The organism is Paenibacillus sp. MAHUQ-63 (genome assembly GCF_028765165.1).
Classification (GTDB): domain Bacteria; phylum Bacillota; class Bacilli; order Paenibacillales; family NBRC-103111; genus Paenibacillus_E.
This window is the reverse complement of sequence record NZ_JARADB010000001.1, coordinates 1,310,921-1,326,610: the sequence shown is the minus strand read 5'-3', so window position 1 is coordinate 1,326,610 and position 15,690 is coordinate 1,310,921. Positions and strand designations below refer to the sequence as shown.

The following is a 15,690-nucleotide window of genomic DNA, read 5'->3' as shown; positions in this document are numbered from 1 at the left end:
TTCAGGAGGCAAGCATCATGAGGAAACTGCAGGTTGGCATTATCGGCTGCGGCGGCATTGCGACAGGTAAGCATCTGCCCAGCTTGAGTAAAATTGAGCAAGTGGACATCGCGGGATTCTTCGATGTCCGTCCGGAGAGCGCGAGACAGGCGGCGGAGAAGTTTGGCGCTCCCGATTCGAAAGTGTACGACAGCTATCAGGCGCTGCTCGCCGACGCTTCGATTGATGTGGTTCATATCTGTACGCCGAATGACACCCATGCGGAAATATCCATTGCGGCACTGGAAGCCGGTAAGCATGTCATGTGCGAGAAGCCGATGGCCAAAACGGCGGCCGATGCCAGACGCATGGTGGAGGCGGCGAAGCGCACCGGGAAGAAGCTGACGATCGGCTACAACAACCGGTTTCGCGCAGACAGCCAATATCTGAAGCGCGTTGTTGAGGAAGGCGATTTGGGCGAGATCTATTTCGCCAAGGCGCATGCGGTTCGCAGACGCGGTGTGCCGACATGGGGCGTCTTCCTCGATGAGGAGAAGCAAGGCGGCGGCCCGCTGATCGACATCGGTACGCATGCCCTTGACTTGACCTTGTGGCTGATGAACAATTACGAGCCGAAGGTGGTACTCGGTACGGCCTACCATAAGCTGTCGCGCAAGGAGAATGCCGCCAATGCCTGGGGACCGTGGGATCCGGCGAAGTTCAAGGTGGAAGACTCGGCTTTCGCGATGATCGTAATGAAGAATGGCGCAACCATTATGCTGGAGTCCAGCTGGGCGCTCAATACGCTGGATACGAAAGAAGCGAAGACCACTCTCTGCGGAACCGAAGGCGGCGCGGATATGCAGGACGGCCTGCGCATCAACGGTGAGAAGCATAGCCGCCTCTATGTGAACCAGCTGCAATTCGAAGCGAAGGGCGCGGACTTCTATGAAGGCAAGAAGGAGAGCATGCAGGACAAAGAAATCCGCTTATGGATCGATGCGATTCTGCATGATAAACAGCCGATTGTAACCCCTGAGCAATCTTGTGTCGTATCGGAGATTCTCGAGGCGATCTACGAGTCGAATCGGACAGGGGAAGCCGTTTATTTTAATTAAATTCACGAAGGAGATTTATGCCGCATGATTCGAGTCGCGATGTTAAGCTTCTGGCATGTGCATGCCAAGGACTATGCCCGCCAGGCGCAAATGAACCCGCACACGCAGATCGTCGCAATCTGGGATGAGGAGCCTGAGCGGGGACGGCAGAAGGCCGAGGAGTACGGCGTCACCCTCTATGAGGATTTGCACGAGCTCTTGGCGGATCCGAACATTGATGCCGTCATTGTGTGCACGCCGACGGCGATGCATCCCGAGGTGATGATCGCTGCTGCTCAAGCGGGCAAGCATATTTTCACGGAGAAGGTTGTCGCCACGACCGTGAGGGCTTGCAACGACATCCTGGCAGCCGTTCGGACGGCAGGCGTGAAGCTGACCGTTTCACTGCCCCGTGCGTACACAGGCTTCGCAGATGCCATCTTGCGGGCGATTCGCGAAGAGGAGCTCGGGACCGTGACGACCGTGCGGATCCGGCTTGCGCATAACGGCGCGCTTCCGACGGAGCAGCATCCGAACGGAGCGCTGCCCGCTCACTTCTTCAATCTGGCGCAATGCGGCGGAGGCGCGCTGATGGATTTGGGCTGCCATCCGATGTATTTGACCCGCATGTTCCTAGGAGTGCCGGAAAGCATCAGCGCCTCATTCGGTTATATTACACAGCGCGAGGTCGAGGATAGCGCAGTCGCAATTCTTCGCTATCCCGGCGGTGCGCTGGGCATTGTGGAGGCGGGCTTCGTCAACGCCTACTCGCAGTTCGATATTGAGGTGCAGGGAACGCAAGGCAGCATGAAGTACAGCAGGACGGATAACACCTTGTTCGTCCGCCAATCCAAGCTGGCCGGCGAAGGCTGGCAAACCGTGACGGAGCTGAGGGATGATATCCCGATGCCTTTCGAGCAGTGGGTCTCTCACATTCAGCATGGAACGACGGCATCGGAGAACTTGGCGCTAGCTCTTGACTTGACCCGCTTCATGGAAGCGGCGACGATATCGGCAAGATCGGGGGCGGCCGTTCGGCTGCAAGACCTGATGGAGTGAGGCATCCGCCTGCGATAAGGCCAGTTCATCCCCTGCATAGATGGTATGGGAGAGCTGGTCTTTTCAGTATTTTGACACAGCATTCGACATAGGGGATTCATAAGGAGGCATATATTCAATGATCGACAAAGGGGCGTATTCCTTTTCTACGTGTTGGAATATTAAGAAGCATTCGATTGGCCGGGAAATGATCGAGGAGATTAAAGCGCTTGGCTTTCGTAACGTGGAGCTGAACTACAATGTAACCGAAGAGATGATGACGACGATCGAACCGATGATCGAACGGGGAGAGATCGGCATTTCGAGTGTGCACAACGTGTTTCCGTTCATTAACGATCCAGATTACGATACGGATTCCGTTATGCTCGGCTTTGATGATGAAGAGAAGCGCAAGCGTTCCGTAGAGCTGCTGATCCGGTCGATGGAGTACGCGCACCGTTACGGTGCCAAGGCCGTGGTCGTGCATCCGGGGGAAGTGCCTTTCGCATCTAATATCGATCTGGATCTCAAGAGGCTGTACCGGGACTATGGAAGAAATTCGGCGGAGTATCAAGGGTTATGGCACAATATGCTGGAGCGGAGAGATCAGCTGAGCCCCCGGTATGTGAAGCGCATCCAAGACAGCTTGGAAGAAGTCAGCGAGCATGCGGCGAAGCAAGGCTGGAACATCGCCATCGGCATCGAAACCCGCTCCAGATCGTACCAAATGCCTACATTAATGGAGGCTAAATCCATTTGCGACCATTTGCAGGGCAGTCCGGTCCGCTTATGGTACGATATCGGACACGCCATGATGATGGACCGGATGGGCTTATATGACAATTTGAAGGAGCTGCAGGAAGTGAAACGCTATATATATGGCGTGCATATTCATGAAACGCTGGAGCTGTCCGACCATTGGTGCCCGTATGTGCACAGCAAGGATCTGCATTTCTTCGATCATTTTCTGGAGGTTATCGATGCGGCGGCATGCAAAGTGTATGAGCTGAAAGCCTTGTGCCAGCCGGATGAGATCGAAGAAAGCCATCGGCTGATTACAAGTAAAATTGCCGCTATGAAAGGTTAGAGGTGAGGAGCATGGACCCTATTTATAAGCAGTTAGTTGACCAAAATGACCAGCTTGCCGCTGCAGCGCTGGAGAAGCAGGTACTGGACCCCGCATCGAAGTATTACGGCGGCGTCATCGACGAAACCGGCATCGCCCGAGCCAGCCATCACAGCACGCCGGTGTATATCGCCGCCTGGGCTGCCGCGCTCGTAAATCCCGATTCCCGCTATTACCGGGATCCGGCATTAGCCGCCTCGCTGGACATGGCGGCGGATTTCATGCTGAACCGGCAGCATGCGGACGGGACGGTGTCGCTCGGCTCCACGAATTATCATTCCCCGCCCGATACGGGCTTCGTCATCGGCGGCGTTGCGCAGATTTATCAGCTGCTGGCCCGTCAGGAATGGGCGGACGTGCAGCCGGCCGCCGCCAAGCTGAAGCTGTTCCTGGAGCGCACGATTCCGGCGATGCTGAGCGGAGGCTGCCATACGCCGAATCACCGCTGGGTGATTACAGCCGCTCTTGCGATGCTTCATGAAATCTTCCCGCAGCCCGAGCTGAAGGAAAGAGCCGAGGCATGGCTGGCCGAAGGCCTCGACATTACGGCGGACGGCGAATGGACCGAGCGAAGCAACGGCATCTATAATGCGGTCAGCGACCTTGCGCTGTATCATACCGCTCGTGTATGGGGCCGCCCGGAATTGCTGGATAGCGTCCGGCGCAATCTGCGCATGATGGTCTATCTCATTCATCCGTCAGGCGAAGTCGTGACCGATTACTCGGGCCGGCAGGATTTCGGCCAAACGTACAACATGGCGACGTACTATACCATTTACCGGCTGATGGCCGCTTACGACCAAGATCCTGTATTCGCCGCGATGGGCGATTATGCCGGCACCTTCCTGAAAGGGCCGGACGGTGTGAACAATAACGGGCTGCTGCACATGCTGCTCTATCCGGAAACGGAAGCCGCGGTCCGCGAGCTGCCGCGTGCCGAGCTGCCCGATTCGTACGTTCGCATTCTGAATCTGTCGCACCCTGTACAAGAGCATCTGAGCCTGATCGATGCGGTGGGCCACCATATGCATATTCAGCATAGCTCCATGCATCTGGCCTTCGGCGCGCCGGTCGTACGCATCCGCGAGCAAGCGCAGAGCGTAACGATCATGCCTCGGACGCCGTCTTTCTTCTCGCTGCGCCACGGAGATGCGAGATTGCTCGGCGTAAAGCTGTCCACCTCCTTCTCGCCGGGCATCGTGAAATTCGATGAACTGACGGCGGAAGATCATGTGTACCGATTAGACGCGACATTAAGCAAGGGCTATAACGGGCCTATCCCGCAGCAGCATCTGCCGCTCACGTCCCAAGGTCCTGTAAGCCCATGGTATTTGCTGCCGCACCAGCATAGACCGATGACGCATCTGCAGACACTCGAACTGCAGGCCGAAATTACGCGAGGCGCGTCCGAGTGGAAGATTCGTGTCCAATCGGATCAGCGCGAGGATGTGTTCGCGCAGCTGACCTTTATTTTGGGCAGCGAAGGAGAGCTCGAAGGCAGCGGCTTGGAGAATGCAGTTGACGGGAAATATTTCCTGAAAAGCGGTTCAGCCGTCTATACGGCGGGGAATGACCGCATCGAAATATCGGACGGGGCTTATGAGCATCTCCTGCCAGGCGTGCGTGAAGATGCGCATCCGGCAGGCTGCACATATGTCCATGTTAACCTGATGACGCCGTTCGACCGTACGTTCACGGTAAGGCTGTTATAGAAAGGATTGTGGAGCTATCATGACGACTTATTTCCATGAGCAAGAGAGCATCCGGGCCAGGCTGGGCGGGGATGACGTGCGTACGCTCAAAGTGCTCGCCGACCGTTATATCGGGGCGAACCCGCCCGTACCGTTCGCGTTCCGGGCGTTTAACCGGGATGGCATTCTGCAAAATGAAGAGGGGCTGTTCGACCTGGACCTGGGACGCCGGTTCCCGGAAGCGAAGCAGGGCCAAATCTCTTACGCCTACAGCCTTGTCTGGAGCGATAGCGATCGCAATCTGGATGTCCTTCTACGCTGCCTGGGGCCTGTCCAGTTTTATTTCAACGGGGAGCTGGCCTACCGTTCTAACGTGATGGATGAGCTGAAGCCGGATGCGACGGTCAAATTGAATCTCGATTTCGCCAAAGGCTGGAACCGTCTCTGGATCAAGGCGAAGCACACGGCGGCCGGCTTCGGATGTCTGTTCGGCTCCGACGAGGCGAAGGTACGCATCCTGAATGTGCGCTCGCCGTTCGCAGAGCGGTTAGGCCAGGCCGGTTGGGTGTACTCGGCGCCCGTCGACGCGGATGTGTTCGAAGGGATCGCGCTGCCGAATCCCTTCTCCTCCGAGCGGGAGCACGGCTTAGCTTGGCTGCCGGAGGGCCGGTGGCGCGAGGAAGAGCTGGCGCTGCTCAATTGTGAGCGCATGTTCGGTGTCCAGCCCGGCAGGACGGCCTATGCCTGGAGCGTGCTCCACTCGGACCGCCCTGGGGCTGCGCCTTATGTGCTGAAGGGAACGAGCGCGGGTCCGGCAACCGTCTGGGTGGATGGCCGCCTAGTCGCGGATGTTCCGGCGGCCGGCAGCTTCCAAGCGGAGGTGGAGCTTGTTTATGGCCGCCACGACGTGCTGGTATGCAGCAGCTGCGGTCCGCAGTCGTGGGGGTTCACATTGGAAGGATGGGCAGGAGGAGAGCCCGCTCCATTCCGGGCGCCTGCTGACGTGCACGGGAGCAGTGGGGAGGCGTGGTTTTATCTAGGTCCCTTCGATGCTTCGCATGACCTTGATGTCAACGAGCTGCTTACGATGAAGCGGGTCTTCCATAACCAATATTGGCGGCTGGACCGTCCGCAGACGTGGATCCGCCCTTATTATGAGAATGCCATGCTGAGCAACAAATGGACGGTTGGGAACGCCACCAATTTCGGCCGTTGGGATTATCCGCTCGGCGTGACGATCTATGGCCTGCTTCAAACAGGGCGTTTGCTCGGTCGGCCGGATATAATTGCGTATGCGCTGGAGCACGTGCAAAGCTGTACCGACATGTACGAATACTCGTTATGGGATCGTGCACAGTACGGATTTCCGGCCATCAACCAGCAGCTCGTCATGATGAAAATGCTTGATAACTGCGGCTCGTTCGGCTCCGCGATGCTGGAATCGCATAAGGATGATGCGAACGCCGGGTACATGCCTATTGCACAGCGGATCGGAAACTTCATGCTGCGGGAGCTGGAACGGAAGGAGGACGGAGCCTTCTATCGGGTATGCCAGGATGAGTATTCGGCGAATACGATGTGGGCCGATGACCTCTACATGAGCACGCCTTTCCTATGCCGGTATGCCGGTATGACAGGAAACAGCGAGGCGTTAGACGAAGCCGCCAGGCAGTTTCTTCTATTCCGCAGCTACCTGTACATGCCGAAGCAGCGCATGATGTCCCACGTCTTCGACTTCAAATATGGAATGCCGACACGCATTCCTTGGGGGCGCGGAAACGGGTGGACCTTGTTCTCCCTCACGGAGGTGTTGGAGGCTCTGCCGGAGGACCATGTGCATCGCGCAGAGCTCGTTGCGTTCTTTCAAGAGTTGTGCGCGGGCTACGCGGAGGTGCAAGCGGATAGCGGGCTCTGGCATCAGGTGCTGAACGATCCCGATGCGTACCAGGAGGCTTCCTGCACCGCGATGTTCGCATACGCTTACGCCCGGGGCGTCCGGTTCGGCTGGCTTCGCGAGCCTGAGAGATTCGTCCGTGCGGCGCTGCGCGCGTGGGACGGCTTAACCCGTTACGCCATAGACGGGCAGGGCAATGTGCACGGCGTGTGCAGCGGTTCGCGTTATGCATTTACAGCTGATTATTATAAGAAGGATCTGCTGACGGTTACGAATGATAACCACGGTGTTGGGATCATGATGCTTGCAGGAACTGAGCTTGTGAAGCTGAAAGATTGGCTTGGCGGGCGGGGCACGATTGGAAGCGCCGGGCTTGCCGACTAGTTCTGTTTGCACCGCCCCATAAAAGGAAGTCCGGCATGTTCACGTCGTGTGAATGCCGGACTTTTTTAGTGGCTGGGAACCGAGGTTCCGCTAATGGACAATGCGGACCTTATTCGGCGTAATTGCGCCGGTTTGATATTGTAGCGGACACCAGCGCCGTTATTTGGCCGTTCGGACCGGAATTTGGCAATAGCTTTGCATAGAACCTAACATTCGTTAAATAGTGTGTGTGTAGGTGCCTCGTACCCCAGTACGAAAATCTCCCAAATCTAACCGGCTTAGACATGCTTCGATTGGGAAGCTTGGCGCGCGGGAGCGGAACGGAAATACAGGCCCTTATTTTAGTATAACGAGGGCCAATAGCCGCCGAAGCGGAAATAAGATGCGTTATTATGCTGATTGAGCTGCAAAACGACCAAATTCAGCAAGGATAACGCATTGTATTTCCGCTTTACCTTCCAGAACCGCTAATTCAGCCGTGTTAGCGAACTGTATTTCCGCTGGCGTGAGCGAAACGGAAATACAGGCCCTTGTTTCAGTATAACGGATGCCAATAGCCGTCGAATCGGAAATAATTTGAGAGGTATGCAATCAGGGTCAAGTAAATTTGGTTCCATACAGCTGACGCTTTGGTGTTGTAGAGCTTCTTTAAATTCACATTTTCCTTCAGAGATCGAAAGAATATTTCAATCTTCCATCGGTACTTGTAAATATCACTAATCTCCATTGCTGTCAGATCCCATCGATTCGTTAGCGCCCGAATTCGAACTAGCTTTTTCTTTCGATCGACAAACGTATACTCCACCAGACGTAGGCGAACAGCTTTCTTCGATGTTGGTACCACAATGTCCACATCGGCATTTAATATGACGGTAGACTGACCTGTTACTTTTCTCGTTTCCACGATCTTACACTTGCTGTTCGACTTAATGCGAGCCATGAAGCGAGTACCTCCTTCTGCCCATTGCTGGTACTGGGCGTAGTTGAGATACACCATTGGTCAAACACATATGTATACGTCGGTTCAATCATCAGTCTTGAAGCAACTTCTTGGTCCGAGACAGCGGCGGTAGATAAGACGACTTTTGCAGGGCATACACTGTCGTTGTCCGCGGCAACAAGCATGGTCTGCATGTTGACGGCATTTTGCGTCTCCGAAACATAGGCCCACTTACCGTAAACTGGAGGAAGCGAGATTTCCGAAGAGTCTAGAATGGCCAAATGTCCCAAAGCGTCCAGAAGATTTCTTTACATAATGCGTCCGTTAGAGAGAGTCTTCCAAATAAAAATGGATACGGGAACCCCGTATCCATCTCTTCTCCGATTAACAAGTGAACGAATCAATGAAGCGCAAGTCAATGCCGAAGTACATCCATGAGAAGCCGTTCCAACGGAAGCCTGCGATGGAGTTGCGGCCCACGAAGATCGGATAATACCAGAACTGCTGGCCATTGCTCAGCCACACATACGTGAAGCGGAACATGCAGCGCCGAATGCCGCCCGGATCTACCGCAAAGGTGGTACCGCCGCCCGATTTAAGCGGCTTCTGCGGTGTGAAGGCCGGAGGCGCAGTTGTCGGAGCTTGCGCTTGGCCGCCTCCAGGCGGCATGCCTGGGCCTGGTCCGGGGAAACCAGGCTGCCCGGGGAATCCGGGCTGACCGGGAAATCCCGGCTGCCCAGGGAATCCAGGCGCACCCGGGAAGCCGGGCTGTCCTGGGAAGCCCGGTTGCGGGAACCCCGGCGTCATGCCGCCTCCGGGAATACCCGGGAAGCCGCCGCCCGGCATACCGGGGAAGCCGAACATGCCGCCTAAGCCGCGCGGGTCATAGACAGGCACCCAAGTATAGGCTTGGGGGACGGGATAACCATATGGATAAGGGAGAGATTGCGGATAGTCGGCAGCGTAGACCGGTTCCGAATCGAGCTGCTGCTGTTCAATCGTATGTTCTTGTTCGATATTCCGGGTCTCTAGCTTTTTGCTTGACGTCATAAACAGTTGTTCCTCCTTAGGTAAAAGCGGATTTGTCGATACTTACTATATGCAGGGGGCTAGACGGATGTCACGGTTGCAAGGGGGTCTAGCGATATCTTTTACCAATACGCACCAAAAGTCCTAAATCACATTGGGTTTATATGGGTTTTAGGTTTTTTATCCTAGGTTAGGATGGATAAAGACGGGAAAAAGATCCCATGGTTGTAGCTTATTTTGTCGTATATAATAGAAAATGGTTATATTTTGAAATAATGGGGCGAAGGCTATTGAGAGAGCTATTGGGCAAGATGCTGAAATACGATGTAATGACAAGCTATGGACTTGTATTGGCACCTAGTAAAACCGTACTCACCCAAGAGCACTTGGATTTATTTCGACAACATCGTATTCACTTCATGGACATAATAACGACAACGGTACAGGATGATGAAGATCAGCCGGTCTTGGAAGTTGTCAGCTCCCCTAACACCTCCGAGCTTCTAGTACAACAAGCTTCCGCATATGCCAAGCAATTATTCGAACGGATCGGGACTGAGCAGAAGATTCCGCTGACGGAAATCAAGAGCGAGCTCCTCCCCATTGTGCAGCAGGCTGCCGAGCAACCTAATTTGTTTAAGCTGTTTCAAGCTGTCAGAGCGAAGGATGAGTACACACATCAGCACAATATCGGTGTAGGAGTTCTGTCGACGCTGATCGGCAAATGGTTGAACATGGACGAGCAAGAAGTTGAATTACTGACACTTGCAGCCACACTGCATGACGTAGGCAAAGTGACCATCTCGCCGGACATTTTACAGAAACCGGGCAAGTTGACGCCGGAGGAATTCCGGGAGATGAAGCAGCATACGATTCGCGGGTACAATTTGCTTCGGGAGACCGCCGGCATCCACTTTCGGGTAGCTCTTGTGGCCTTGCAGCATCACGAGCGGGCGGACGGCAGCGGGTATCCGATGGGATTGAAGGAAAGCCAGGTTGATCGAATGAGCCGGATCGTCGCTGTTGCGGATGTGTTCCATGCCATGTCTTCGAAGAGGCCCTACCATCCCATGATGCCGTTCTACGAAGTGGTAAGACGCATGAGGAGCGGACTTTTTGGTGAATTGGATCCCCATATCGTGTCTGTTTTTCTGGATAATATGATTCGCAACCTAATTGGCAAGAAAGTGAAGCTCACCGATGGTCGTTGGGGAGAAGTGATTTACATCAATCCGACGGATGATACGAATCCGCTTGTGAAGATAGAAGAAGCCTATGTAGACCTTAGTCGAGAACGTCACATTCACATAAAGGAAGTTGTTGTATAATGCAGAATTCAATCGCAGATAGTCAGGTGCTGCAACAATTTTTCAACAAGTATGGTTTGACCCAACGTGAATCGGAAATTTTAAGCCTTATTGTCACTCACGGGTATACGAACAAGGAAATTGCCGAGAATTGCTGTATCAGTGAGAAGACGGTCAAAATTCATCTGGCGAACATTATGAACAAAATCGGCATCGGCTCGATGAGGCGGCTGTTAGCCTTGCTTCTACGGCAGGCGCTTATGGTTTCGGCACTGAAAAATGAGAAAAATATCGTGACCTCCATGGCGATAAATTAGGGACAAAGAAAGGGCCTTTTCCGGGCCTTTTCTTTTTTTTTCGCGCGATACGATTTGGAACTTCTTGCCGTAACATCTTATTGACATGATACAAAAAGTATCTTAAAGTAGTAATTACAAGAAGATACAAATAGTATCATTGAAAATGAAAAGAGGACTTCTCACGGAGGGGAAACATGGAAATTAATTTAAAGGGATATCTGACCATCATCTTGAAGCGCTGGTGGCTGATTGTAATGATTGTGCTAGCATGCACCGTACTGACAGCGCTATATACAACGTCGAATTATGTTCCTATTTACCAGGCATCCACGAAGCTGATCGTCAATAAAACCTATGAGCAGGACCAGCTTGGCACGGAGCAAATCGATTATGGAGCGATCGGCGTGAATATGGCGCTCATTAATACGTACAAAGAAATCATCAAGACACCCGCTATTATGGACAAAGTCGTTCAACGCTACCCCGATCTCAACGTCTCTACGGATCAATTAATCTCCATTGTCAATGTGTCGAACCTCAATGAAACGCAAGTCATGTCGATAACTGCAAGGCATGTTTCACACGAAAGAGCCGTTAGAATTGCGAATGCGGTATCCGATGTCTTCCAAACCGAAATCCCCAAGATTATGAAAGTCGATAATATCACGATTCTGAACAGAGCCAAAGTGCAGGACAATCCGACCCCCGTGAATCAAAAGTCGAATCAATATATCATCTTAAGCTTCATTGTTTCGTTGGCTGCTACAATTGGTATCATTCTGCTGGTGGATGCGCTGGACGATACGTTGAAAACGGATGAAGATATTCGAGAGGTTATGGAATTATCCACATTGGCCTACATACCGAAAGTGAAGAATAAAGAACTGAGAGCCAAGCTAAGGTCCAAATCCAGAAAAAAAGCAAAGGAAATCGCCTATGCCAAAACCATCCACTAATTCGCCAAGCCTGATGCACATGCACCTCGATTCTCCGATATCGGAAGCTTACCGCTCCTTGCGGTTCAATATCGAATGCTCGGTCTTCGGCCGCGAAGCCAAGACGATTACGATCACATCCTCAAGCCGTGGGGAAGGGAAAACGACAACGGCCGTGCATTTGGCAGTAGCTTATGCCCAGATTGGGAAGAACGTGCTGCTGCTTGACGCCGACCTGCGCAATCCGTCCGTTCACCTTGCATTCGGCGAGAGCAACGCCAAAGGGCTAACCAATTATCTGGTTGAGCATTATACGGCGAGAGAGCTCGTGAAGAAAACGCACATCGAGCATCTCTCCATCCTGACTGCGGGACCTGTCCCCCAGAATCCGTCCGGGCTGCTTGCTTCGAAGCAGATGGATACTCTGTTGGCGGAGCTCAGGGAAGAGTACGACATTATCATCGTGGATACGACGTCGGTGCTGCATATTACGGATGCCAAAATTATAGCTACGAAGAGCGACGGCGTTCTGCTCATTGTTGAATATGGCAAAGTGAAGCGCAGCGTCGCCAAGAAAGTGAAAGAAGAACTGCAGCTGGCCAATGTCAAATTGATCGGCGTCGTACTGAATGAAATCAAGCACAACAGTGCCGAGGCCTATATGTAACCGATGATGTGAAAATTCATGGCAAGGGGAGCGAATTCATAGCCAATGAGAAGAAAACGACGAAAGCCAAAGCGGCAAGCGATGAGAATGGTCGGCTTGATCACGCTGAGCATCGGCATCCTGGCGGGCTGTTCCGATACGGTGGTAAATCCGGAGGCGAATTCCGTGTATACGGATCAAGCGCTGAAGCCCGTGAAGGTCTTTAAGGTGATTAAGCAAAAAATCGGAGATCCGGTGGAACGCGCCGCTGAAGTACAGTCCTCCGCGCAATTCGGCGTTACGTCCAAGGTTGCCGGGGATATTGAGCAAGTACTGAAGAAGCGCGGCGATATGGTGCAGGAAGGCGAAGTGATCCTCCGCTTGAGGTCGGCGGAGGCGGTGAGCCAGAGAGAAGCGGCCGAACGTGCCGTCGCTACGGCGCAAGAGGCTATTGCCAAAGCGAAGGCCCGGGCGATCAAAGAAACGGAAAGCCAGAGGCTGGAAATGAGCAACTCCATTCAAAAGATGGAGTTAGGGATGACCGGTCTAATGCGTAACTACAATAAAATGAGGAACGATTACGATATCGGGCTGGTCACGAAGGCACAGCTGTACCAGATGGAAAGTCAAATGATGAGCGCCCGCTTGGATTTGGACCAATTGAAGAAGAAGCTGAGCCTGCTGGAGCCGGTCGATGCGACCTCGGAATTGGAGCCGCAGCTCAAGAACGCACAGATTGCGCTGCAGCAAATCGATCAGTCCATGAAAAATCTCGAAGTGAAAGCCACGGTCAGCGGTTTATTGACTGAGATGCCGCTGGAAGCGGGAATGACACTGCAGCCAGGCGCTAACGTCGGAGTCATTCAACGGCTGGATCCGATCAAAATCAAAGCCCAGTTGAACGAAACGGAAGCTAAGCAAATCGGCGACAAGAAGGAACTGACCTATTATGTGACAGGTGCGAAAGACAAGTATAAAGGCGCGATCAGCTACCTGTCCAAAGTCATCGATCCGGAAACGAAGTCGTATGAAATCAACTTGGAAGTACCGAACAAAGATCTGGCTTTGAAGCCCGGCTCGAAGCTGCGTCTTCAACTGACGGAGGAGCAGGATCAGATCGTTGTGACCGTTCCAACTTATAGCATCGTGAAAGAGGGAGACGACGCTTTCGTCTTCGTGCTTGCGGGAGATACGGTGGAGAAGCGGAGCATTCAGCTGGGAAGATTGAATGAACCTAACCAAGAAGTGCTGTCGGGTCTCAAAGAAGGGGAGTTGGTTGTGAAAACCAGCCCGAATGAGCTCAGCAACAAACAGAAGGTTCAAATGACGGCTGTGGAAGAGCAATAAATAAAATTGGAGTGACTTGAATTGAAAATAAAATGGAAACATACGATGGTCATGTTCATCTTGTCCGCCTCCCTCGTGATTCCATCAGCGGCTTTCCATGTGGCAGCCGATGAGAAATATACGTATTCCTCATCCGTAACCAGCTATTCATTGACCGACGAGATCAAGGTGGAAGTAAAAAGTGTATTGAACGAATCCACCCCGGAGGGCACTAGAATCGGCGCAGTTGTCCGCTTATTCAACAATGGAGACCGCTTGACCGGAGTCCCTGAGTATGAAGTTCGCGTCAAGACGCAGGACGGCTTGGAATACATTCTTCGCCCGAGTCTGGCGAACGCCAAAAATATTCAGCCCAAGGAGACGGTCGAGCTCAGCTATATGAATGTAGTGGAGCGTTACGATGTCTTCGCTTTGACGGAGCTTTCCTTCTATGATGTGGATGAATTCGTTTATCCGAAGCAGGAGAAGAGAATCATATCTCTGCCTGTATCCGCCATAGAATGGAAAGGCGAGAAAGCTGTCCTCACGGATCCTGCGGCACTGAAGAAGTGGGAGGATTCCTTCAAGATTCCTGTTCTGTCGGATACGCTGGAGTTTAAGCCGGTTAGCCTGAACGAACAGAATACGTCCGATGGAGCAGTGACCATTGCCACCATGCTGGCTGTGAATACCGGAGATAAGAAGACAGCAATCCCTGACTTCCGGTTGAACGGAAAATCCGAGAATAAGGTGTACGAAGCCAAAAGATTGGAGAAGGATCCGATCTTCCTGGAACCGGGAGAGAAAAATTATCTCCACTACGCCATTCCAATCAGGAACAGAGCGGATTTGAAAAGCTTGTACGTGCTGACGCCGGAAGACTTCGTGGCCGAGGATAAAACGCATACGACTTATGCGATCGGCAGATTGTCGATTACGCCGCCGGCAACGAACAGTGCGCGTTACGATATGAACCAATTGCTGCCCTACGAATTGAACAAGCCGATCAAGATCGATCCGTTAACGAAGCTCATTCGACCTGATATCGAAGTTTCGATGACCGACCTGCGCATGTACGAAAGTGCCGGAGGCGGCTTCAAAGCAGCGGTAGCCAAGTTCAAGCTGCTCAACCGCAGTGAGAACCCGCTCCAGGTTCCCCAGTTCCAGACCGCTCTGACAAGCCTTAGCGGGAATAAGTATGTGGGGACAAGACAGAGTACGCAGGTAGATACGCTTATCCCGAATATCAGTTACGTCATCTACTACTCCTTCATCATTCCGAATGCAGAAGCGAGCGAGCAGCTGGCTATGGAGATTACGGATGGCAAGAGTGTGGAGCCATATCATCTTCCACTGGCCGCCTTCAAAACGAAGATCATCGAAGAGACGGACGATATGTCTTCGGCGTTCTATCCGTTCCAAGCTACGCTGAACGATTGGACAAGAGGAGTTAACTACAGTATGGGCGGAGGAAGTCTGCCCTACGCCTATAAGATGAATTTGGATTTCACGATCAAGCTGCAGGATGAAATCGTTGTGGACCAAAGCTTTTCCAAAATGAGGGTAGAGTTCGCTGACGAGAAGAACAGAATCATGGCCTCCAAAGTATTTTCATTTACAGGCGAGAACAAGCTGGTAAGCGGCACACAAACGGTCGAATTCAGTTTGGATCGCCTGGAGACAACGGTATATATTCGTATATACGAAATGATTGATACACCCTTCGGGGAAGCAAGACGCCTTATCCAAACCTTGAAACGCTAGGAGAGTGAGACGATGGAGGACAACGCGAAGCGGGAAACCAAGCCATATGCGCGCCCCATGGTTCTAAGCCAACAGCCGGTTCGTTTTGAAACGGCTCAAAGCTGGAATAAGGGCCGAGGTAACCTGGATCATCCAGGTACGGGGAATGGCGGCATCAATTATCCGAACCCTCCGTACACCGGACCGCATCACGGCGGCAAGAAGAAGTAAGTGGTCTCCACAGGGTCAATGGCGG

General features: G+C 52.9%; 14 protein-coding genes. 12 read left to right on the top strand and 2 right to left on the bottom strand.

Annotated features, from left to right (window positions below):
- The first annotated feature begins 14 nt into the window (after positions 1–14).
- The 5 genes from PUT07_RS05830 to PUT07_RS05810 all read left to right on the top strand — a co-directional run bounded on the left by PUT07_RS05830 (position 15) and on the right by PUT07_RS05810 (position 7,209).
- Positions 15–1,097, top strand: a complete 1,083-nt coding sequence (locus tag PUT07_RS05830; RefSeq protein ID WP_274467478.1) for a Gfo/Idh/MocA family protein — start codon at positions 15–17, stop codon at positions 1,095–1,097.
- A gap of 24 nt (positions 1,098–1,121) precedes the next feature.
- Positions 1,122–2,135 carry a Gfo/Idh/MocA family protein gene (locus PUT07_RS05825; RefSeq protein WP_274466884.1) on the top strand — a complete coding sequence of 338 codons (1,014 nt, stop codon included), beginning with the start codon at positions 1,122–1,124 and terminating at the stop codon, positions 2,133–2,135.
- Between the two features lie 118 nt (positions 2,136–2,253).
- A complete protein-coding gene (locus PUT07_RS05820) occupies positions 2,254–3,201 on the top strand; it encodes a sugar phosphate isomerase/epimerase family protein (protein WP_274466883.1) in 948 nt (315 codons plus the stop codon).
- Between the two features lie 11 nt (positions 3,202–3,212).
- On the top strand, positions 3,213–4,952 hold the full coding sequence (locus tag PUT07_RS05815; RefSeq protein ID WP_274466882.1) for a hypothetical protein: 1,740 nt from the start codon (positions 3,213–3,215) through the stop codon (positions 4,950–4,952).
- 19 nt (positions 4,953–4,971) lie between these two features.
- Positions 4,972–7,209 carry a glycoside hydrolase family 88/105 protein gene (locus PUT07_RS05810; RefSeq protein WP_274466880.1) on the top strand — a complete coding sequence of 746 codons (2,238 nt, stop codon included), beginning with the start codon at positions 4,972–4,974 and terminating at the stop codon, positions 7,207–7,209.
- A gap of 535 nt (positions 7,210–7,744) precedes the next feature.
- On the opposite strand, the gene PUT07_RS05805 is transcribed toward PUT07_RS05810, so the two are convergent.
- Together PUT07_RS05805 and PUT07_RS05800 are read right to left on the bottom strand one after the other, a co-directional pair.
- Positions 7,745–8,206, bottom strand: coding sequence for a transposase (locus tag PUT07_RS05805; protein ID WP_274466879.1), 462 nt, complete (start codon positions 8,204–8,206; stop codon positions 7,745–7,747).
- 327 nt (positions 8,207–8,533) lie between these two features.
- Positions 8,534–8,956 (bottom strand): collagen-like protein, encoded by a 423-nt coding sequence (locus PUT07_RS05800; protein ID WP_274467477.1) that lies wholly within the window; start codon positions 8,954–8,956, stop codon positions 8,534–8,536.
- Between the two features lie 512 nt (positions 8,957–9,468).
- On the opposite strand from PUT07_RS05800, the gene PUT07_RS05795 reads away from it, so the two are divergent.
- From PUT07_RS05795 to PUT07_RS05765, 7 genes are all read left to right on the top strand, one after another.
- Entirely contained in the window at positions 9,469–10,506 is a 1,038-nt protein-coding gene (locus PUT07_RS05795) for an HD-GYP domain-containing protein (RefSeq protein ID WP_274466877.1), read from the top strand.
- On the top strand, positions 10,506–10,802 hold the full coding sequence (locus PUT07_RS05790; protein ID WP_274466876.1) for a helix-turn-helix domain-containing protein: 297 nt from the start codon (positions 10,506–10,508) through the stop codon (positions 10,800–10,802). The genes PUT07_RS05795 and PUT07_RS05790 overlap by 1 nt, the downstream gene beginning before the upstream one ends.
- Before the next feature lie 176 nt (positions 10,803–10,978).
- A complete protein-coding gene (locus tag PUT07_RS05785) occupies positions 10,979–11,740 on the top strand; it encodes a YveK family protein (RefSeq protein ID WP_274466875.1) in 762 nt (253 codons plus the stop codon).
- Positions 11,721–12,386, top strand: a complete 666-nt coding sequence (locus tag PUT07_RS05780) for a CpsD/CapB family tyrosine-protein kinase (RefSeq protein WP_274466874.1) — start codon at positions 11,721–11,723, stop codon at positions 12,384–12,386. Before PUT07_RS05785 ends, PUT07_RS05780 begins: the two co-directional genes overlap by 20 nt.
- A 45-nt stretch (positions 12,387–12,431) precedes the next feature.
- A complete protein-coding gene (locus tag PUT07_RS05775; protein WP_274466873.1) occupies positions 12,432–13,712 on the top strand; it encodes an efflux RND transporter periplasmic adaptor subunit in 1,281 nt (426 codons plus the stop codon).
- A gap of 21 nt (positions 13,713–13,733) precedes the next feature.
- Complete coding sequence (locus PUT07_RS05770; protein WP_274466872.1) at positions 13,734–15,455, top strand: hypothetical protein; 1,722 nt, start codon at positions 13,734–13,736, stop codon at positions 15,453–15,455.
- A gap of 12 nt (positions 15,456–15,467) precedes the next feature.
- A complete protein-coding gene (locus PUT07_RS05765; protein ID WP_274466871.1) occupies positions 15,468–15,665 on the top strand; it encodes a hypothetical protein in 198 nt (65 codons plus the stop codon).
- The last annotated feature ends 25 nt before the right edge of the window (positions 15,666–15,690 follow it).

What these genes read in the sequence shown, in the direction of transcription:
- PUT07_RS05825 (WP_274466884.1), top strand. Translation starts at nt 1,122, where the DNA reads ATGATTCGAGTCGCGATGTTAAGCTTCTGGCATGTGCATGCCAAGGAC.
- PUT07_RS05820 (WP_274466883.1), top strand. Translation starts at nt 2,254, where the DNA reads ATGATCGACAAAGGGGCGTATTCCTTTTCTACGTGTTGGAATATTAAG.
- PUT07_RS05815 (WP_274466882.1), top strand. Translation starts at nt 3,213, where the DNA reads ATGGACCCTATTTATAAGCAGTTAGTTGACCAAAATGACCAGCTTGCC.
- PUT07_RS05810 (WP_274466880.1), top strand. Translation starts at nt 4,972, where the DNA reads ATGACGACTTATTTCCATGAGCAAGAGAGCATCCGGGCCAGGCTGGGC.
- PUT07_RS05805 (WP_274466879.1), bottom strand. Translation starts at nt 8,206, where the DNA reads ATGGTGTATCTCAACTACGCCCAGTACCAGCAATGGGCAGAAGGAGGT.
- PUT07_RS05800 (WP_274467477.1), bottom strand. Translation starts at nt 8,956, where the DNA reads ATGACGCCGGGGTTCCCGCAACCGGGCTTCCCAGGACAGCCCGGCTTC.
- PUT07_RS05790 (WP_274466876.1), top strand. Translation starts at nt 10,506, where the DNA reads ATGCAGAATTCAATCGCAGATAGTCAGGTGCTGCAACAATTTTTCAAC.
- PUT07_RS05785 (WP_274466875.1), top strand. Translation starts at nt 10,979, where the DNA reads ATGGAAATTAATTTAAAGGGATATCTGACCATCATCTTGAAGCGCTGG.
- PUT07_RS05780 (WP_274466874.1), top strand. Translation starts at nt 11,721, where the DNA reads ATGCCAAAACCATCCACTAATTCGCCAAGCCTGATGCACATGCACCTC.
- PUT07_RS05775 (WP_274466873.1), top strand. Translation starts at nt 12,432, where the DNA reads ATGAGAAGAAAACGACGAAAGCCAAAGCGGCAAGCGATGAGAATGGTC.
- PUT07_RS05765 (WP_274466871.1), top strand. Translation starts at nt 15,468, where the DNA reads ATGGAGGACAACGCGAAGCGGGAAACCAAGCCATATGCGCGCCCCATG.